Origin of the sequence: Streptomyces sp. LBL, assembly GCF_029893585.1 — a bacterium.
Taxonomy (GTDB): Bacteria; Actinomycetota; Actinomycetes; order Streptomycetales; family Streptomycetaceae; genus Streptomyces.
This window is the reverse complement of record NZ_JARXYX010000021.1, coordinates 43,955-62,672: the sequence shown is the minus strand read 5'-3', so window position 1 is coordinate 62,672 and position 18,718 is coordinate 43,955. Positions and strand designations below refer to the sequence as shown.

Sequence of the window (18,718 nt, the reverse complement as noted above, 5' to 3'; positions counted from 1 at the left end):
GGATCAAGCTAACCGACCTGCCCCATCCCGGCCGCGTTCGGCCAGCTCTGGGCGTTGGGCCAGCCGGTGGGCGGGGCCGTCGTCAGGTCCGGTACGGGGGCCGGGCTGGTCATGCCGCGAACCTGCGCGGCGGTGAGTCCGCCGCGGGCCGGCACGCCCGGCGGGGTGGGACCGCTCATCGGGGCGCTCAACGGACCGCCCATAGGGCCGCCCATAGGAGCGCCCATAGAAGCGGCGACGGCCGCCGCCGGGACCGGTGCCGGAGTCGGCATCTGGGTCGGCATCGGCACCGGAGTCGGCATCTGGGTCGGCATCGGCACCGGAGCCGGTACCGGCCTGGGCGTCTGCGTGGGCATGGGCGCCGGCGCGGGCACTGCCGCAGCCGGCGCGGGCGCCGAGATGCCGAACGGCTGTGGGGCTGCCTGGGCCACCGCCGGCATCGGCATCACGGGACCACCGGTCTGAACCGGCCGGGCCGGTTGGCCGGTCTGCGCCGCCGGCATCGGCATGCCGGCGCCGATGGACGGGGTCGCGGACAGCTCCTGCGCGCCGACGGCCATGGCCTGAGCGGCAAGGCCCTGCATACCGGCACCGTTGGTGGAACCGACCAACCGGTCCACGGCCGCCGTACCCGAGCTGTAGCTGGTCCCATAAGCCGGCTCGGGCACGGCGGCTCCCCTCCTGGTCCCGTAGAGCACCTGTTCCAGGCCGGACACCAGGCGACGCACGTCCACCTGGGGGCGCACCACGAGTCGCAGGAAGCGGCTGGAGGATCCGATCTTGTTGCCGCACTCGCGGACGAGGATCCGGTGCTCGGTGAGCATCCGGTCCCGGACCACGGTGCCTTCGGCTCCGACGGGGAGGCGTACGAAGAGGAAGTTGCCCTGGGACGGATAGACCGTCAGCCCGGGCAGGTTGGCGAGCTGGCCGGCCATGTCCATACGGTCCCGGCGGACCTGCTGGAGGCTCTGGGCGTACTCGGCGCCGTGCTCCTTCAGGTTGAACACCACATACTCGGCGAAGGAGTTGAGGTTCCACTTGGGCAGCATCGAGCGGATGCGGCCGGCCAGGGCCGGGTTGGCGACGAGGTAGCCGAACCGTATGCCGTGCAGGCCGAAGTTCTTGCCGAGGCTGCGCAGCACCACCACGTTGGGCCGCAGCATGGCCTCCTGGACCACACTCGGTTCGATCTCCGCGTCCGCGAACTCCAGGAACGACTCGTCGATGACGACCAGGTCCAGGTCGGCCATCGCGTCCATGAACTGCACGATCGCGTGCTTGTGCAGGAAGCCGCCGTCGGGGTTGTTCGGGTTGCAGATCACCGCGACGCGGGTGCCGCGGGCCCTGATGAACTCGGCGTACTGCGCGAGGTCCAGGGCGAAGCCGCTGGACTCCTGCAGCGGGAACATGTCGACCCGCTTGCCGGTCTCCATCGGCTGGTCGGTCCAGCGGCCGAAGGTGGGGACGGGGATGGCGAGCGACTCGCGCACCAGGAGGTGGTCGATCCAGGTGATCAGCTCGGTCGAGCCGTTGCCCATCGCCACGCACTGCGGCGGCAGTTGGAGCAGGTTGCACAGCTCGGACGTGATGGTGTCGGCGCTGCTCGGGTAGTACGTGATGATGTCCCGCAGCCGGCCCGCCATCTCGTCGAACATGGCGGGGGTGGGGAAGTAGGGGTTGCAGGGAATGCAGAAGTCGACCGGACCGGCTCCCTCGCCGCCCTCCCGCGTCAACGCGGCCATCGACGGGCTGTGCGCCGCGGTGCTGCGGAACAGCGAGGTGACGTTGTCAGCCAAGGGGAGCCTCCGTAGGGGGCGGGCCCGGCGGGGACGACCGGGGCCCGTCGTCTCAGGTGGCCCGCGCGGGGGAGCGCGGGCCGCCCTTACATACGGTGGCAGGGGTGACGCTGTTCAACGGGTTTTGAAGAAGGGGGACTTCTAAACCTGTCCGTCGAACTTGTCCTGAAAGACGGCGTCTCCGGAGGGCGGTGTCTCCGGAGACGCCGCCCTCCGGAAGGACTCTGCGTCCCGAAGGGCCCCGCCGGCCCTACGCGTCGAACGAGTGGATCGTCGTCGTCCGGTACGTCTGGCCGGGCCGCAGCACCGTCGACGGGAACGACGAGTGGTTCGGCGAGTCCGGGAAGTGCTGCGTCTCCAGGCAGAGGGCGTCGCCCTGGCGGTAGGTGCTGCCGCCGCTGCCGACCAGGGTGCCGTCGAGGAAGTTGCCCGAGTAGAACTGCAGTCCCGGCTCGACGGTGGCGATCTTCAGGGTGCGTCCGGAGGACGGGTCCCGGACGGTCGCCACGTGCTCGGGACCGGCCGTGACGCCCTTGTCGAGGACCCAGTTGTGGTCGTAGCCCTTGGCGAGGACCTGCTGCGGGTGACCGTCCCGGATGTCCCGGCCGACCGCCTTGGCGGTGCGGAAGTCGAAGGGGGTGCCGGAGACCTTCGCCAGTTCGCCGGTCGGGATGAGGCCCGCGTCGGTGGGCGTGTAGCGGGCGGCGGCGATCTTCAGCTCGTGGTCCTCGATCGAGCCGCTGCCCTCGCCGGCCAGGTTCCAGTACACGTGACTGGTGAGGTTGACGACGGTGGCCTTGTCGGTGGTGGCCTCGTAGTCGACGCGCCAGTCGCCGTGCCGGGTGAGGGTGTACGTCACCTTCACCTTGAGTGTGCCCGGGTAGCCCATCTCCCCGTCGGCGCTCGTGTAGTGCAGGTACAGGCCGACGTCGGAGCCCTTGGTGAACGGCTCGACGTCCCAGACCCGCTTGTCGAAGCCCTGGGCGCCGCCGTGCAGGCTGTTGGCGCCGTCGTTGACGGAGAGCTGGTGGCTCTTGCCGTCCAGCGTGAACTGGCCCTTGGCGATGCGGTTGCCGTAACGGCCGATCAGGGCGCCGAAGTACGGGCTGGAGGCGACGTAGTCCTCGATGGTGTCGAAACCCAGCGAGACGTTGGCGTGGCGGCCCTTGCGGTCCGGTATCTCCAGGGACTGGACGACCCCGCCCCAGGAGAGGACCTTCAGACGCGTGCGGCCGTTCTCCAGCGACCAGCGGTGGACCTTCGTGCCGTCGGCCAGCTTGCCGAAGAGCTCTTTCACCGGCTTCCTGCCTCCTGTGGCGTGCGCGGTGCCACCAACGGTGGTGGCGGTGACACCGGCGGCGGCCGCCCCGGCGATGACGGTACGTCTGCTCAGTTCCACGTGCGGCTCCTCGTGAATGAGGGGAGTCGCCTCCCCGTACTGTGCGTAGTCGTACAACAGCTTTGTGCTGTTCCTGTCAAAATCGAGTCCGGAAAAAGGCCGGGGCCCCGCCGGTCGGCGGGGCCCCGGTCGGTTACGAACCGACCTTGCGCTTGTTCCATACGTCGAAGCCGACCGCCGCCAACAGGGCCATGCCCTTGATGACCTGCTGCCAGTCGCTGCCGACGCTGAGGAGGTTCATGCCGTTGTTCAGCACGCCGAGGACAAGACCGCCGATGATCGCGCCGAGGACGGTGCCGACGCCGCCGCTCATGGACGCGCCGCCGATGAACGCCGAGGCGATCGCCTCGAGTTCGTAGTTCAGGCCCGCCTTCGGTGAGGCCGCGTTGAGGCGGGCGGCGATCGCCAGACCCGCCAGGGCCGCGAGCGCGCCCATGTTCAGGAAGACCAGGAAGGTGACCTTCTTGTCCTTGACGCCGGACAGCTTCGCCGCCGGCAGGTTGCCGCCGATGGCGTAGATGTGGCGGCCGAAGACGGCGTTGCGCATGACGTAGCCGTAGCCGACCACGAGGACGCCGAGGATCAGCAGGATGATCGGCGCGCCCTTGTAGCTGGCGAGCAGCATCGTGACGACGAGGATCGCGGCGACGATGGAGACCAGCTTCAGCAGGAAGAGGTTCCGCGGCACCACGTCCAGCGAGAACTCCTTCTGGCGCCTGCGGTCGCGGACCTCCTGGAAGACCGCGAAGACGATAAGGGCCAGGCCGAGCAGCAGTGTGATGTTGTGGTAGTTGGTGTCGGGGCCGACCGCGGGGAGGAATCCGTTGCCGATCTTCTGCAGCCCGTCCGGGAACGGGCCGAGGGTCTGCCCCTCCAGGAGGATCTCCGTCATACCGCGGAAGATCAGCATGCCGGCGAGGGTGACGATGAACGACGGTATGCCGAGATACGCGATGAGGAACCCCTGCACCGAGCCGGCCACCGCGCCCACCACCAGGCTCAGCACCACGGCCACCGGCCAGGACACATCGTGCTGCACCGTCAGTACGGCCGCGAACGCCCCCACGAACGCCGTCACCGAACCGACCGACAGGTCGATATGGCCCGCGATGATCACCAGCATCATGCCGATCGCGAGGATCAGGACGTAGCTGTTCTGCAGGACCAGGTTGGAGACGTTGCGCGGCAGCAGCAGGTCGCCGTCCGTCCACACGGCGAAAAGGGCCACGATCAGGCCGAGCGCGATCAGCATGCCGTACTGGCGCATGTTGCGGCGCAGGCCGTCCAGTACGAGCTGCAGCAGGCCTCCGCCGGCGGCCGTACCTCCGCTCTTCCCGGGCGGCGCCGGGGCCGGCGTCTTGGCGGTCACATCCGTGCTCATCCCGTTACCTCTTTGTCCTTAGTCATCTGGCGCATCAGCGATTCCTGCGAGGCCTCGGCCCGCGAGAACTCACCGGTGAGCCGCCCCGCGGCCATCGTGTAGATGCGGTCGCACATGCCGAGCAGCTCGGGCAGCTCGGAGGAGATGAAGACGACCGCCTTGCCCTGGGCGGCCAGTTGGTCGATGACCGTGTAGATCTCGTACTTGGCGCCGACGTCGATCCCGCGCGTCGGCTCGTCCAGGATCAGCACCTCGGGACCCGCGAAGATCCACTTGCTGAGGACGACCTTCTGCTGGTTGCCGCCGGACAGCTTGCCCACCGGCTCGGAGACGGTGGGCGCCTTGATGTTCATGGACTTGCGGAAGCCCTCGGAGACCCGCCGCTCCGCCTGCTCGTCGACGATCCCTCGCTTGGCCACCTTGCCCAGCGCGCTGAGCGAGATGTTGCGGTTGATGGTGTCGATGAGGTTGAGGCCGTAGTGCTTGCGGTCCTCGGTGACGTACGCGATGCCGTGCTTGATCGCCTCGGGGACGGACTTCGTACGGATCTCCGTGCCGTCCTTGAGGACCTGGCCCCCCGTGTACCGGCCGTAGGTCCGGCCGAAGACGCTCATCGCGAGTTCGGTGCGGCCGGCGCCCATCAGGCCCGCGATACCGACGATCTCTCCGCGCTTGACGTCGATCGACACGTCGTCGACCACCTTGCGCAGCTGGTCGATCGGGTGGTGCACGGACCAGTTGCGGATCTCGAGAGCCGGTGCCGAGCCCACCTCCCCTTCGTACGCGGTCCGCTCGGGGAAGCGGTGGTCGAGGTCGCGGCCCACCATGCCGGAGATGATCCGGTCCTCGGTGGTGTCCGCCGCCTTCACGTCGAGGGTCTCGATGGTCTGCCCGTCCCGCAGGATCGTCACCGAATCGGCGACCTTGCGGATCTCGTTCAGCTTGTGGGAGATGATGATCGAGGTGATGCCCTGCTTCTTCAACTCAAGGATTAGATCCATGAGTTTGCCGCTGTCCTCGTCGTTCAGAGCCGCGGTCGGCTCGTCGAGGATGAGCAGCTTCACCTTCTTCGACAGCGCCTTCGCGATCTCCACCAGCTGCTGCTTGCCCACGCCGATGTCGGCGACGCGGGTCTCCGGGTGGTCGGAGAGACCGACCCGGCGCAGCAGTTCACTGGCGTGCTTGAGCGTGTCGCTCCAGTTGATGAGCCCGCGGGTGGCGTGCTCGTTGCCGAGGAAGATGTTCTCCGCGAGGGAGAGATAGGGCACCAGGGCCAGTTCCTGGTGAATGATCACGATGCCGCGCTGCTCGCTGGCCCTGATGTCCTTGAACTCGCAGACGTCTCCATCGAAGAGGATCTCGCCCTCGTACGTGCCGTGCGGGTGAACGCCGGAGAGGACCTTCATCAGGGTCGACTTTCCGGCCCCGTTCTCCCCGCAGATGGCATGGACCTCGCCCTGTCGGACGGTCAGCGTGACGTCCGACAGCGCCTTGACGCCGGGAAAGGTCTTGACGATCGAGCGCATTTCCAGGACGGGTCCCGCCATGGTCGTGCCTTCCAATCTGTTGCTGCCAGTGGGCGCCGTCGGTTACTTGAGGTCGCCGGCCTGGTAGTAGCCGGAGTCGACGATCTCCTTCTGCCAGTTGCCCTTGTCGACGCTCACCGGCTGCAGCAGGTACGCGGGCACGACCTTCACACCGTTGTCGTACGTCTTCTCGTCGTTGACCTCGGGCTTCTTGCCGTTGAGCACCGAGTCGACCATGTTCGTGGCGACCTTGGCGAGCTTACGGATGTCCTTGAAGACGGTCTGCGTCTGCTGGCCCGACTTGATCGACTTTACCGAGGCTTTCTCGGCGTCCTGGCCAGTGATGACGGGCAGCGGCTTGCTCCCCGAGCCGTAGCCGTCCGACTTCAGCGCCGAGATGATGCCGATCGAGATGCCGTCGTACGGCGAGAGGACCGCGTCGACCCGGCCGCTCTTGTAGGTGCCGGTCAGGATGTCGTCCATGCGCCGCTGGGCGGTGGCGCCGTCCCAGCGCAGCGTGGTGACCTGGGTGAGCTCGGTCTGGCCGGACTTGATCACCAGCTTCTTGCTGTCGATGTACGGCTGGAGCACCTTCATCGCACCGCCGAAGAAGTACTTGGTGTTGTTGTCGTCGTTGGAGCCGGCGAAGAGCTCGATGTTGAACGGGCCCTTCTTGGAGCCGTCCTTCAGGCCGAGCTTCTCGGCGATGTAGCTGCCCTGGAGCTCGCCGACCTTCTCGTTGTCGAAGGACGCGTAGTAGTCGACGTTCTTCGTGCCGAGGATCAGGCGGTCGTAGGAGATCACCGGGATGTTGGCGTCCTTGGCCTGCTGGACGACGTTGTTGAGCGACTTGTTGTCGATCGACGCGATGATCAGCGCCTTGACGCCCTGCGTGATCATGTTCTCGATCTGCGAGACCTGCTGGTCGGGCTCGTCCTCGGCGTAGACCAGCTTGGTCTTGTAGCCCTTGGCCTCCAGATCCTTGACGACGTTCTTGCCGTCGGCGATCCAGCGCTCGGAGGACTTGGTGGGCATGGAGATGCCGATGGTCGCGCCCTTGTTGCTGGTGCCCCCCTTCTCGTCGCTGCCGCCCTCGCTGCTCTGGCCGCAGGCGGACAGAGTCATGGCGAGTGAGGCGGAGGCGGCTATCGCGGCGAGTGCGGCTCGACGGGTACGCATGATCATCATCCTTGATGTCGGGACGGGCTCGGTCCGGCGCCACGGGCACGCTCCGTGGCGCCGATGGCTAGGAAGACCGAGAGAAAGGGTGTGTGGGATTGTGTGCGCCCACGTCGCCTTTTGTGAAGGGGCTTTGTCCGGAACGTTATGAGGGAGTTTCGAACCTGTGCAGCGCGCCCGGCAGTCGAGAGCCGAGCGGCGCCATGTCGCCGTCCGCTCCGTGCCGTTGGAGCAGGTCCAGAGCGAGCCGCCCGCGCCGCACCCGTTCCCGGGCGCTGGACAGCGTCACATCGCGCATGTGGTGCCCGTACGGGTAGATCGCCGGGGCCTTCGACAGGCCGAACTTCAGGTAGAGCGGCGCACCGCGCCGGATCAACTCGGCGACCTCGTACATCCGCACATAACCGCCGAGATCGTCAGGTGCCTCAATGTACATGTCCATGGGAGCGGCGGACACCCGCCGGATCTCGGTGAGGTGATCGAGCGTCAGATCGCTGGGCACGTTGACCGAGTCGGCGCCCAGGTTCTCGTAGACCGCGTACGCGGCCGGGTTGACGGGCCCGATGAGGGCGCTCACCTTGAGGGTCGTGTCGGCCGGGATGATCCCGGCCAGACGCGCCCGGTGCAGCGTCCACAGCACGCCCTCGTCGGCGACGAGGAGGCACTTGACGCCCAACTCCGTTGCCCGGACGGCGTCTTCGACACAGCCGGCGACCGCGTCGTGGCCGCGGGCCCGCAGACCCCCACCGCGTGAGTCGGTCCGGGTCGAGCCGCCGATGTCCCAGGTGCCGCGGGGGCCGGTGAACAGGCAGAGCTCGATGTCGCGTTCGGTGGTGGCCTCGACCATCTCGGTGATCTCGGCGTCGGTCAGCATCCACACGCCGCTGCCCTGGCTGATCCGGTGGATCGGCACGTCGAGGCGCGAGGACTCCTTGAGGATGACGGCCAGCGCCTCGGGACCCTCGCACGAGGGGATCTCGGTGCGCCAGCGGCCGCCACCGGGGAAGGTGTGCGGCGAGGCGTCGGCGGGGTCGAGGGCGGGCGCACCCAGCCCGAGGGCGATGAGCGCCTGCTCACCGGGCCTACGGGCCGCTGTGGTGGAAGCGTCGGTCACAAGCTGTCCTTAGGGTTCGGTAGGTCGGACGAAGTTCGCGGCTCGGGTTACGGAAAAGCTGGTGGTACGCCGGTCCGGGGGCCGTCAGGTACCCCACGGACCGGCGCACGTCTTGGAGTGCGGGAGCACCCTGTCCAGGGCGCAGCCGCATCCCGTCCACGGGCGCGGGAGCACCCTGTCCAGGGCGCAGCCGCATCCCGTCCACGGGCGCGGGAGCACCCTGTCCAGGGCGCAGCCGCATCCCGTCCAGGGGTGCAGCAGCGCTCCGTCCACGGGCGCGCTCCGCACCCCGTCTACGGGCGCAGGAGCACGCCGTTCAGGGGCGCAGCCGCACCGTCCGGGGGCGCAACAGCACCCGCCTAGGGGCGCAGCACCACCCGTCTAAGGGCGCAACAGCACCTTCCCGACCTTCGGATCACCGGACCCGACCAGCTCGATGGCGCGCGGGAACTCGGCCAGCGGCAGCTCGTGCGTGACCAGCGGCAGCGGATCGAGAAGTCCGGCCCCGAACACCCGTACCGTGTGCGCCCAGGCGTCCGGCGGTGCCCCGAAGACGGTGTGCACCTCAAGCTGCCGTACGACCAGGTCCGTCGGGTCGAGACCCTCGGCGCCCGGCGCCGGGATGCCCGTCAGGACCAGGCGACCGCCGCGCCGGAGCAGAGCGGCGGCGGTGCGTGCGGCGGACGCGGACCCGGCGGTCTCGATGACGACGTCGAAGTCGTCGGGGAGTTCCTGGTCCTTCGTGCGGAAGTCCGTGGCGCCGAACTGGCGTGACAGCGCCGCACGGTCGTCCCGGGTGCCCACCACCAGCAGCTCGGCCGGCGAGCCGGCCTTGAGGAACTGCACGGCGAACATCCCCAGCGTGCCGGTGCCGACCACGGCCACCCGCTCGCCCGGCAGCGCGTTCGCCTTGATCGCGGCGGCCGCGATGCAGGCGGCGGGCTCCAGCAGGGCAGCCGCCGTCAGGTCGGCATCCGCCGGCAGGGCGTGCAGGAGACGCGCCGGGAGAGTGAGCGTGGCGGCCATCGCGCCCGGCTGGGTGAACCCGGTCTCCTCGTACCCCGCCGTGCACAGCGTCGTCTCGCCCGCATGGCAGCGGTCGCACACCTGGCAGTTGCGGAAGCCCTCCCCGACGACCTTGCGGCCGGCCAGGGACGCGGGCACCCCGGCGCCCACGGCTTCAACGGTCCCGGACCACTCGTGGCCGGGCGTGAGCGGGTAACGCACGTACCCCTCGGGCCGGTTGCCCTGGTACACCTCGCGGTCGCTGCCGCAGATGCCCACCGCGTGAACGCGTACCAGCGCCTCGCCGGCCTCCGGCTGCCGGGGCGTGTGCCCGGTGAGCCGATGCTCACCGGGTGCCTCGATGACGACGGCGGCGGGGGTGCTCACTTCTGGGCGCCCTTCGGCTTGCGCTGCTCCCAGCCCTCGGCCCACAGGTCGAAGCGGGCCTGCTGCTGCGGGAACTCGGCGGCGGCGTCGACGTCCAGCTCGACCCCGAGACCGGGCTTGTCGGACAGGTGGAAGTACCCGTCGATCACCTCGGGCGCGCCCTTGACGACCTTCTTGATCTCCGCGTCGGCGAAGTCGTTGAAGTGCTCCAGGATCTTGAAGTTCGGCGAGGAGAAGCCGACCTGGAGGGAGGCGGCGGTGAGCACCGGGCCGCCGACGTTGTGCGGGGCGACCAGCACGTAGTGGGTCTCGGCGGTGGCGGCCAGCTTCCGGGTCTCCCAGATGCCGCCGATGTGGCCGACGTCCGGCTGGATGATGTCGACGGCCTGGCTCTCGAACAGCTCACGGAACTCGATGCGATCGTGAATCCGCTCACCGGTGGCGACCGGGATGTCGACCTTCGCGGCGACCTTCTCCAGCGCCTTCAGGTTCTCCGGCGGAACCGGCTCCTCCAGCCACGCGGGCTTGAAGGGCGCGAGGTCCTTGGCCAGCCGGACGGCGGTGGCGGGGGAGAAGCGGCCGTGCATCTCCAGCATCAACTCGGCGTCCGGACCGATCGCGTCGCGCACGGCCTCGATGAGGGAGACGGCGTACAGGCTCTGCTCGTGGTCGAGCTCGAAGTGCCCGGTGCCGAACGGGTCGATCTTGAGGGCCTTGTACCCGCGCTCCATCACGCCCTGTGCGGCCTTGTGGTAGGCCTCGGGGGTGCGCTCGGTGGTGTACCAGCCGTTGGCGTACGCCTTCACCTTGTCGGTGACCTTGCCGCCGAGCAACTGCCACACCGGCACGCCGAGGGCCTTGCCCTTGATGTCCCAGCAGGCCATCTCGATCACGGCGATCCCGGACATCACGATCTCGCCGGCCCGCCCGTAGTCGCCGTACTTCATACGGCGCACCAGGTCTTCCGTCGCGAACGGGTCGGAGCCCACGATGTGGTTGGCCGCGGCCTCCCGCAGATAGCCGATCAGCGCGTCGGTGTGGCCCAGCATCCGGGTCTCGCCGACTCCGGTGAGTCCCTCGTCGGTGTGCACCTGGACGTACGTCAGGTTGCGCCACGGCGTCCCGACCACGTGTGTGCTGATTCCGGTGATGCGCACGACAGTTGCCCCTTGCTGCGTCGTCTGCTGCTTCGTCTTTTTCGTCTGCTGCGTCGACTCGATGGTGTCTGTTCGAGATTTCGTCACGCGTTCGAAATGCTGGCGTGACAGTAAGGACGATGTGAGGGGGGTGTCAATGGGTCCAGCGCATAACGGTTTCGATACCCCTTTCGGCACGGCTTTCGACACGGCTTCCGGTGGCGGCTCAGCGGCGGCTCGGGTGGCGGCTCCGGGGGCGGTTTCGGCGCCATGTCCGGCCCTGTCCGGCCTGACCACGCGTGACCGCACGTGATCGCGCCGGAACGCTCGGTTCCCTACACAACATTCACAGCTGCGACTAGGAACGTCGCCTGAGCGGCACTTAATCTTCCCGCGTCATGGATTACTGCCACCCGTGCCGCAGGCACCTCAACGGCGCCCTCGCCTGCCCGGGATGTGGCGCCCTGGTTGACCATCTCCGCGCATCCGCGACGCAGACACCTGCGGTCGCGTACGAGGCCGGCGGGGCGTACGAGGGCGGGTACGAGGGCGTCTCCCAGGGGGGCGACTCCCGGTCCTACAGAGGCGAGTCCGGGTCCTATGGTGACGGGCCCGGGTCCTACCGTGACGGCGCGACGTCCTACGTTGATGGGCCGGCGTCCTACGGCGGCGAGTCCGCCTCTCACGGTGACGGGCCGGCGTCCTACGGCGGCGAGTCCGCCTCTCACGGTGACGGGCCGGCGTCCTACGGCGGCGAGTCCGCCCCTCACGGCGGCGAGCCCGCCTCGCACGGGAATGAGCCCGCCGCGCACGGGAACGACCGCGAGGGGGACGGTGAGGGCCCGGCAGAGCCCCTGGGGGGGCGGCCGGGCGGCGCGCAGGCGGGCGCGCGGGCGCGGCGGCCGGGTGGCCGACGCACCCCGGGAGCCCGCGGGCCTCGACGACGCCGGGCACCACGAGGACTCCGCCGACCACCACGAGGACTCCGCGGACCGCTACGACGACGCCGAGGGCGACCTCGACGGACCGGCGGCCGGTGCGAGCCGCCGCGATCGCAAAGCCGCCGCGCACCGACGCCGACGGCGCCGGACTCTGCTGATCACCGCGGGCTTCCTGCTGGCGGCCGGCGGGCTCAGCCTCGCGGAACTCGGCATGGACGCACCGAGCTCGTCCCCGAAACCGGCCGTGGCCGGCGACGAGGCGGCCGACGTCGCGGCCTCTCCGGAGGTGGGCGGGACGGCGAACCCGTCGAACGGCACCCCGGGCACCGGAAGCGGAGCCGCGAACTCGCCCTCCCCGGACTCCTCGGCGTCACCCTCGGCCTCCGACTCGAAGGACGAGGGTGACGATAAGGACAACAAAGACGACAAGTCCGATAAAGAAAAAGACGCCGACGCGCCCACCAAGGACCCCCGGTCGACGCCGACCGGTACCGCGCCGGTCGCCTCCCCGACGCCCCCGCGGCAGTCGACGCCGACCCGGAACCCGACCCCCACGGCCGACCCGACAACGTCGAACCCGAGCCCGGATCCGACGCCGTCCCAGCCGTGTGACCGGTTCCTGTGGTGGTGCACGTAAACGGTTCGCTATAGCGAATTAGTCCATCTGTCCATCGGTCCGTCAGGTCATCAACCGATTCTGTTCCGGGCCTCGGTGTCGGCGGTGAGCACGCGGCGCAGCAGATGCCGCAGCGACTCGCGTTCGTCGTGGGAGAGGCCGGCCAGGGGCTCCCGGGCGAAACGCAGGCCCTCCCGTAGTTCGCGGGCCACGCGGCGGCCCTCTTCCGTGGCCGCCGCCAGCTTCACCCGGCGGTCCCCGGGGTCCGTGCGCCGCTCCACCAGGCCCCGTGACTCCAGCCGGTCCACGATCCCGGTCACGTTGGACGGTTCGCACTTCAGCCTCTGCGCCAGTTTCCGCATCGGCAGCGGCTCCAGAGACAGCAGGCTGAGCAGTCGCGCCTGCGCCCCGGTCAGCGCGTGCTCGGCCGCGGCGTCCTCGTAGTCCTCGTGGAAACGGGCCACGACGTCACCGATCAGCTCGACCACCTCCATGGTCTGGGCGTCGAGACGGCGGGTCTTCTCGGGTGCGGCCATGAGATGCAGGGTACCCCGTTACTTGACAGCCTGAAATATTCAAGGGCATGGTTGTTTCAGATACTGAAGCATTCGCGAGGAAAGGCCACAACCCCATGACCGACGCCCCCACCCCCACCCTCCCCTCAGTGGGCCGCGAATGGCGTCTGCTCAGCCGTCCCGTCGGCTGGCCCGAGCCTGAGAACTTCGAGCTGGCCGAGGCGGAGGTCAGGCAGCCGGGTCCCGGTCAGGTGCTGGTGCGCAACGAGTACCTCTCCGTCGACCCGTACATGCGCGGCCGCATGAGCGCCGCCAAGTCGTACATCGCCCCCTTCGAGCTGGGCAAGGCCATGCAGGGCGGCGCGGTCGGCGAGGTCATCGCCTCCGCGGCCGAGGGCATCGCCGTGGGCGACCGGGTGCTGCACTTCGGCGGCTGGCGCGAGTACGCGACCTTCGACGCCAAGCAGGCCGTCAAGGTCGACCCCGAGGCCGCCCCGCTCTCCACCTACCTCGGCGTCCTCGGCATGACCGGCCTCACCGCCTACGCCGGCCTGCTGCGCACCGCCTCCTTCAAGGAGGGCGACGCGGTGTTCGTCTCCGGCGCGGCCGGTGCCGTCGGCAGCCAGGTCGGCCAGATCGCCAAGCTCAAGGGCGCCTCCCGGGTCATCGGCTCGGCCGGCTCCGACGAGAAGGTCAAGATCCTCGTCGAGGAGTACGGCTTCGACGCGGCCTTCAACTACAAGAACGGCCCGGTGAGCGAGCAGCTGCGCGAGGCCGCGCCGGACGGCATCGACGTCTACTTCGACAACGTCGGCGGGGACCACCTGGAGGCCGCCCTCGGGTCGCTGAACCAGGGCGGCCGGATCGCGGTCTGCGGGATGATCTCGGTCTACAACAGCACCGAGCCCGTCCCCGGTCCGAAGAACCTCGCCCGCCTCATCGCGACCCGCGGCCGTATCGAGGGCTTGGTTGTCAGCGACCACTACGACCTCCAGCCTGAGTTCGTCCAGGAGGTCGGCCCCTTGGTCGCCTCGGGCGCGCTGAAGTACCGCGAGACGGTCGTCGAGGGCATCGAGAACAACCTGGAGGCCTTCCTCGGCGTCCTGCGCGGCGAGAACACCGGGAAGATGATCGTCAAGCTGTGACCGTCTCGGTCGTGAACGACCGAAAGGGAACGGCCGTGACCTTGCTCCCTGAGTGAGCGGCCGGCCAGGCGGCGCCGGGCTGATCGGGTGCTCTTCTTCCGCAGTTCGGCGCGTTTGCGGGCTTGCCGTCGGCGATGTCGTGAGAGGCGCCGCCGGCTGCCCGGCCAGGAGGTCGACCTGTGCGTCGCCTCGGCACGATCCCCGCCGACCGCCTGGGGCTGGAGATGCTCCGGCTGTTCGACGAGCCGGTGGTGTCGGCCGTGCCGCTCGGCCGTCCACTGGCCGGTCGCGCCTCGTCGACCACGGCGAAAACAGTTGGACACGTCGTGGAAGCTCCACGACCATCGCGCTGTGACAGACAAAGTTGAGAACCTGGCCCCGGCACCCACGAACCCGAAGTCCGTGCGATGTGTCGAGTTGTCGAGCACGGCCATGAGCGCCTTGCTGAAGGACGACCTGGATCGTGCCAGTGCCGTGGCAGGTGTCGCTCTCACCGAGTACTTCGTCACCGACAAGGCAAAGTGGGTCTGGCAGTATCGGGTCAATCAGCTGGCCTCGAACCCAGGTTGCGCCGGATGGCTCACTCAGATCGTGGTAGCCGAGCCGGAAGGGGCCGTCGTGGGGTACGCGGGGTTCCATGGGCCGCCGGATGAGGCGGGCATGGTGGAGCTCGGTTACTCGGTGGTCCCCGTCCACCGTCGTCAGGGCTACGCCAGGGCGATGCTGACCGCGTTGGTGCAGCGGGCCGTTGCCGAAGCCGGAGTCAGGACCGTGCGGGTGACGATCAGTCCTGACAACGCCGCATCCCTGGCCACGATTTCCGGGTTCGGCTTCGTGAAGGTCGGAGAGCAGTGGGACGAGGAAGACGGCCTCGAACTCATATTTGAAATTCCTGTCTGATCAGACTGCTGCTGGAAGCGGCCGGCCTCCCCAGCGGATGCCCTTCAGGGTCCTTTGTCATTGGTTGTCGCGTCGCCGCCGGGTTCAGGTCGCCGCCGGTTCAGTTCCCCAGGGCGGCTGCGTGCAGCGCCTTCACCAACCGCTCGTTCTCCGGTGCCGCCCCGCCCGGGAAGACCATCCGGCGGCGGGTGTAGCCGTAGGCCAGGCCGCTGCGCGGGTCCGCGAAGGCCTGGGAGCCGCCCGCGCCGCTGTGGCCGAAGGAGCCGACGCCCAGGAACGGGTACCAGGTGTCCGCCGTCGCCTGGAAACCCAGGCCGTACGACTTGTGGGCCCGGGCCACCAGGTCGTACCCGACGGAGTGGATCTGTCCGACCTCGGCGACGGTGTCCGGCTTCAGCAGCGGCCCGCGTCCGTCCACGTCGCTGATCGCCGCCGCGTACATCCCGGCGAGTCCGCGCGCGGCGGCGACCCCGCCCGCCGACGCCGGCCCCTTCGCGCGCACGGCACGGGAGTTGACGTACTCCTCCGGACTCCCGGGCTCGGGTACATGCGTGTTGAACGCGATCGACGACAGCGTGTGCGGCCCCCTCGGTACCGCGTCGAGCACGACCTGCTGCGCCGCCGTCGGAGCCAGCGGCTGCGCGGAGCGGTACCGGGGCTCCAGCGCCGCGGGCAGCCCGAGGAAGAAGTCCAGCCTGTGCGGCACGCGGATCCGCTCCTCGTACACCTCCTGGAGCCTGCGGCCGGTGGCCCGCCGTACGACCTCACCGGTGAGCGCGCCGATGACGAGGGCGTGGTAGCCGAAGGCCGTGCCGGGGCGCCAGAACGGCCGCTGGTCCGCGAGGCGTTCGGCCATCGTCCGGTCGTCCGCCAACTCCTGCTGCGAGAACCCCGCGTCCAGCCCGACCAGACCCGCCCGGTGCGCGAGTAGATCGCGCAGCGTCAGGGCGCCCTTGTCCTCCGCCCCGAACTCCGGCCAGTAGTAGGTGACTTTGCGGTCCAGCTCCAGCGTGCCGTCCTGCACCAGGAGCGCGGTCACCAGATGGGCCGCCCCCGTGGTCGACGAGAACACCCCGTAGAGGGAGCCGCCGTCGACCCCGTCACCGGCCCACAGGTCGACGACTTTGCGGCCGTGTACGTACGCGCACACCTGGCCCTCGTAGTCCGGGAGTTCCCCCGCGACGAAGGCCACGAACTCCTCACGTACCGCCTCGAAGCCGTCCGCTACGGTGCCGTGGATCTCCTGCGTCATCCGCTCTCCTCACCTGAACCGCTGCCCACGTGTCCCACAGTGGACAACGCGCGTGCGACCTGCGCGAACTCCCCCTCGGGGTGGCCCCGGAAGAGGGGGTCGGTGCCGAACAGGACGGGTCCCGGTCTTGCAGGAACGGTTCTTCTGCTGCGCACACGTACCTCCTGAGGGGCTTCCTGAGATCGGTACGGCGAGAGGTACCTGTTCGACTCATCCGCAACAAGAGGGACTGCGTGCCGCGATGCCCCGGACGGCACCTCCCGACGGGGCCGGACCGGGCATCCCAAGACTGCCGGGCCAGGCATGCCAAGGGTGACGTGGCCCTCGGTAGAGTCTTCCCATGCGCGATCTTGGGGCGGGATTCAAGTACCTCCTGAAGGGCCAACGCTGGGTGGCCCGGCACGGGAAGCAGTACGGCTTCGGTCTGCTCCCGGGCCTGATCACCCTCGTCCTCTACGCGGCGGCACTGGTCGCGCTGGCCCTGTGGGGCGAGGACTTCGTCGCCTGGGCCACCCCCTTCGCCGACGACTGGTCCAGCCCCTGGCTCGGCCTCTTCCGCGGCTTCCTCACCGCGGTCCTGTTCGCCCTCGGCCTGCTCCTGTCCGTGGTCACCTTCACCGCGGTCACGCTCCTCGTCGGCCAGCCGTTCTACGAGAACCTCTCCGAGAGGACCGACCGGGACGTCTCCCCGGACGGCACCGCCCCCGAGTCGGGGCTGCCGCTCTGGCGCGAGCTGTGGATCTCGGCCCGCGACAGCCTCCGTATCGTCGTACGTGCCGCCCTGTGGGGTGTCTTCCTCTTCGCCTTCGGCTTCGTCCCGTTCGTCGGGCAGACGGTCGTCCCGGTGATCGGCTTCTTCGTCACCGGGTTCTTCCTCACCGAGGAACTCACCGCGGTCGCCCTGCAGCGCCGCCGCGTCGAACTCCGCGACCGTCTCGCCCTCCTGCGCACCCGCAAGACCCTCGTCTGGGGCTTCGGCACCCCGCTGGCGGTGGCCTTCCTGGTGCCGTTCGTCGCCGTCTTTCTGATGCCGGGAGCGGTCGCGGGCGCCACGCTGATGGCCCGCGACCTGCTCGGCGAGGAGATCACCGACGGTCAGCACGACGATGACGAGAACACCGCCGAGGGCGTCACTCCGCTTTAAGTACGCACAGCAAAAGCGTTCCCTTGCCTACTTCCGGTCGACGAGGGGAGTGAACTCATCGACGTAGATCTTCGGTACCTGCGGAACCGGACCCATGCCTTCCGAGCCGATCACCGCGTCATCCCGCCTGGTTTTTCCCGGAGGGACGTCCTGAAGCCAGAACCGGTTGTGCGCGGTCCAGCCCTCGCCGTCAGCGATGCTGATCTGGACCGGGTACGTCGCTTTCCGCTGGTAGGTATTGGCCACCTCGATCTCGGTACGCACACCGCTGCTCTCCGGTGTGGCGCGCACGATCAGGTCTCCGTACTCCAGGACACGTGTACGGCCTTCGGAGTGCACCGAAGCCACAGGTGATGGACGCACGTGCGGACTGCTCTGCTCCGCGCTCGGAGTCGGCGACCGCCGCGACGCGGGGGTGTTGTCAGCGGCGTCGTCCGTACATCCGGCGGCCAGCACACACGCCGCCATCAGGCACAGCGCCCGGACCATGAACGGTCCGGGCACCACCACGTCAACCCTCACTGGACGGAAGCTGCCAGCTGCTTGCGCGCGGCGGCGATTTCCTTGCCATGCTGCATCCTTGATGCTGGTCGGCCGGCTGTTGTTGTCGGCGATCTGTCCGTCCTGGATCACAGACTCCACATCGGACCAGATCTTTACCAGATCCGTCTGCTTTTTGCAGTCGATGTCGTCGACCGCCAGAGCGATGGACTCCTGCGACGGCTCCTCATCGTTCGTGACACCCTGGTCCATCGCCTTGTACGGATCGGCAAGTCCCGCGTGTCCCTTGCCGTCGATACACGAAGACCACGCAGCAAGGGCCTTGATGACCTTGTCTTCCTTCATCGACTGCACCAGGCTGTCCCCGGCGAGCTGCGCCACGAAGGTCGGGTCGACTTCCTTCACACCGAGTTGATCCTTGAACCAGCCGACACAGCCCCCCGTCTTCAACTTCTTCCCGTTGTACTCCGCCCGAGCGGGCTTGGTGCCCTGACTTCCTCGGGAGTCTTGGGCGGTTCGGGCTTTGTGTGGCCGGTCAGGACCTCCACCTCGACACCGGACAGATCACGCAGGGTCTGTTCGGTGTGTTCCTGCAGCGCCGGGGGGATTTGGTAGCCGTACTTCTCGGCAGGGAGGAGCAGGCACTGACCAGGAGAGCTGAAGCGGTCAAGACTACTAGATGATCAATTCCAAGGGGTGCCCGCGGAAACGAGAGCGAGGGTGTTCAAGATCGTTGTGTGACGAACATGTAGGTCCGCAATCGGAATGTCCTGTTCCAGCG

General features: G+C 68.6%; 15 protein-coding genes. 4 read left to right on the top strand and 11 right to left on the bottom strand.

Annotation, left to right across the window (positions count from 1 at the left end):
• Positions 1–8: 8 nt before the first annotated feature.
• The 8 genes from M2271_RS24730 to M2271_RS24695 all read right to left on the bottom strand — a co-directional run bounded on the left by M2271_RS24730 (position 9) and on the right by M2271_RS24695 (position 10,944).
• On the bottom strand, positions 9–1,796 hold the full coding sequence (locus M2271_RS24730; RefSeq protein WP_280889512.1) for an aminotransferase class I/II-fold pyridoxal phosphate-dependent enzyme: 1,788 nt from the start codon (positions 1,794–1,796) through the stop codon (positions 9–11).
• Between the two features lie 250 nt (positions 1,797–2,046).
• Positions 2,047–3,195: an aldose epimerase family protein gene (locus tag M2271_RS24725; protein ID WP_280889511.1), complete on the bottom strand. Its 1,149-nt coding sequence runs from the start codon at positions 3,193–3,195 to the stop codon at positions 2,047–2,049.
• Between the two features lie 133 nt (positions 3,196–3,328).
• A complete protein-coding gene (gene mmsB, locus M2271_RS24720; protein ID WP_280889510.1) occupies positions 3,329–4,576 on the bottom strand; it encodes a multiple monosaccharide ABC transporter permease in 1,248 nt (415 codons plus the stop codon).
• Positions 4,573–6,123: a multiple monosaccharide ABC transporter ATP-binding protein gene (gene mmsA, locus M2271_RS24715; protein WP_280889509.1), complete on the bottom strand. Its 1,551-nt coding sequence runs from the start codon at positions 6,121–6,123 to the stop codon at positions 4,573–4,575. The genes mmsB and mmsA overlap by 4 nt, the downstream gene beginning before the upstream one ends.
• Positions 6,124–6,165: 42 nt before the next feature.
• Entirely contained in the window at positions 6,166–7,287 is a 1,122-nt protein-coding gene (gene chvE / locus M2271_RS24710; protein WP_280889508.1) for a multiple monosaccharide ABC transporter substrate-binding protein, read from the bottom strand.
• Positions 7,288–7,426: 139 nt separating this feature from the next.
• Positions 7,427–8,395, bottom strand: a complete 969-nt coding sequence (locus tag M2271_RS24705; RefSeq protein ID WP_280889507.1) for a hypothetical protein — start codon at positions 8,393–8,395, stop codon at positions 7,427–7,429.
• Positions 8,396–8,776: 381 nt separating this feature from the next.
• The gene (locus M2271_RS24700; protein ID WP_280889506.1) at positions 8,777–9,787 is read right to left on the bottom strand and encodes an alcohol dehydrogenase catalytic domain-containing protein; all 1,011 of its coding nucleotides are present in this window, start codon (positions 9,785–9,787) and stop codon (positions 8,777–8,779) included.
• Entirely contained in the window at positions 9,784–10,944 is a 1,161-nt protein-coding gene (locus M2271_RS24695; protein WP_280889505.1) for a mandelate racemase/muconate lactonizing enzyme family protein, read from the bottom strand. Before M2271_RS24695 ends, M2271_RS24700 begins: the two co-directional genes overlap by 4 nt.
• An 885-nt stretch (positions 10,945–11,829) precedes the next feature.
• On the opposite strand from M2271_RS24695, the gene M2271_RS24690 reads away from it, so the two are divergent.
• Positions 11,830–12,501 carry a hypothetical protein gene (locus tag M2271_RS24690; RefSeq protein ID WP_280889504.1) on the top strand — a complete coding sequence of 224 codons (672 nt, stop codon included), beginning with the start codon at positions 11,830–11,832 and terminating at the stop codon, positions 12,499–12,501.
• A gap of 50 nt (positions 12,502–12,551) precedes the next feature.
• Here M2271_RS24690 and M2271_RS24685 read toward each other — a convergent pair whose 3' ends face one another.
• Positions 12,552–13,016, bottom strand: coding sequence for a MarR family transcriptional regulator (locus M2271_RS24685; protein WP_280889503.1), 465 nt, complete (start codon positions 13,014–13,016; stop codon positions 12,552–12,554).
• A 95-nt stretch (positions 13,017–13,111) separates the two neighbouring features.
• Here M2271_RS24685 and M2271_RS24680 point away from each other — a divergent pair, with 95 nt between their 5' ends.
• Together M2271_RS24680 and M2271_RS24675 are read left to right on the top strand one after the other, a co-directional pair.
• Entirely contained in the window at positions 13,112–14,140 is a 1,029-nt protein-coding gene (locus M2271_RS24680; protein ID WP_280889502.1) for an NADP-dependent oxidoreductase, read from the top strand.
• 432 nt (positions 14,141–14,572) lie between these two features.
• Positions 14,573–15,040 carry a GNAT family N-acetyltransferase gene (locus tag M2271_RS24675; RefSeq protein ID WP_280889625.1) on the top strand — a complete coding sequence of 156 codons (468 nt, stop codon included), beginning with the start codon at positions 14,573–14,575 and terminating at the stop codon, positions 15,038–15,040.
• Between the two features lie 100 nt (positions 15,041–15,140).
• Here the strand turns inward: M2271_RS24675 and M2271_RS24670 are convergent, their stop codons facing one another.
• Positions 15,141–16,292, bottom strand: coding sequence for a serine hydrolase domain-containing protein (locus tag M2271_RS24670; protein WP_280889501.1), 1,152 nt, complete (start codon positions 16,290–16,292; stop codon positions 15,141–15,143).
• Positions 16,293–16,632: 340 nt separating this feature from the next.
• On the opposite strand from M2271_RS24670, the gene M2271_RS24665 reads away from it, so the two are divergent.
• The gene (locus M2271_RS24665; RefSeq protein ID WP_280889500.1) at positions 16,633–17,436 is read left to right on the top strand and encodes an EI24 domain-containing protein; all 804 of its coding nucleotides are present in this window, start codon (positions 16,633–16,635) and stop codon (positions 17,434–17,436) included.
• A 27-nt stretch (positions 17,437–17,463) separates the two neighbouring features.
• Here M2271_RS24665 and M2271_RS24660 read toward each other — a convergent pair whose 3' ends face one another.
• The gene (locus tag M2271_RS24660; protein ID WP_280889499.1) at positions 17,464–18,342 is read right to left on the bottom strand and encodes a hypothetical protein; all 879 of its coding nucleotides are present in this window, start codon (positions 18,340–18,342) and stop codon (positions 17,464–17,466) included.
• Positions 18,343–18,718 lie beyond the last annotated feature (376 nt).

Bases quoted from the DNA above. Each gene is read 5' to 3' on its own strand.
- M2271_RS24665 (WP_280889500.1), top strand. From the start codon at position 16,633: ATGCGCGATCTTGGGGCGGGATTCAAGTACCTCCTGAAGGGCCAACGC.
- chvE (WP_280889508.1), bottom strand. From the start codon at position 7,287: ATGATCATGCGTACCCGTCGAGCCGCACTCGCCGCGATAGCCGCCTCC.
- M2271_RS24670 (WP_280889501.1), bottom strand. From the start codon at position 16,292: ATGACGCAGGAGATCCACGGCACCGTAGCGGACGGCTTCGAGGCGGTA.
- M2271_RS24680 (WP_280889502.1), top strand. From the start codon at position 13,112: ATGACCGACGCCCCCACCCCCACCCTCCCCTCAGTGGGCCGCGAATGG.
- M2271_RS24675 (WP_280889625.1), top strand. From the start codon at position 14,573: ATGAGCGCCTTGCTGAAGGACGACCTGGATCGTGCCAGTGCCGTGGCA.
- M2271_RS24685 (WP_280889503.1), bottom strand. From the start codon at position 13,016: ATGGCCGCACCCGAGAAGACCCGCCGTCTCGACGCCCAGACCATGGAG.
- mmsB (WP_280889510.1), bottom strand. From the start codon at position 4,576: ATGAGCACGGATGTGACCGCCAAGACGCCGGCCCCGGCGCCGCCCGGG.
- mmsA (WP_280889509.1), bottom strand. From the start codon at position 6,123: ATGGCGGGACCCGTCCTGGAAATGCGCTCGATCGTCAAGACCTTTCCC.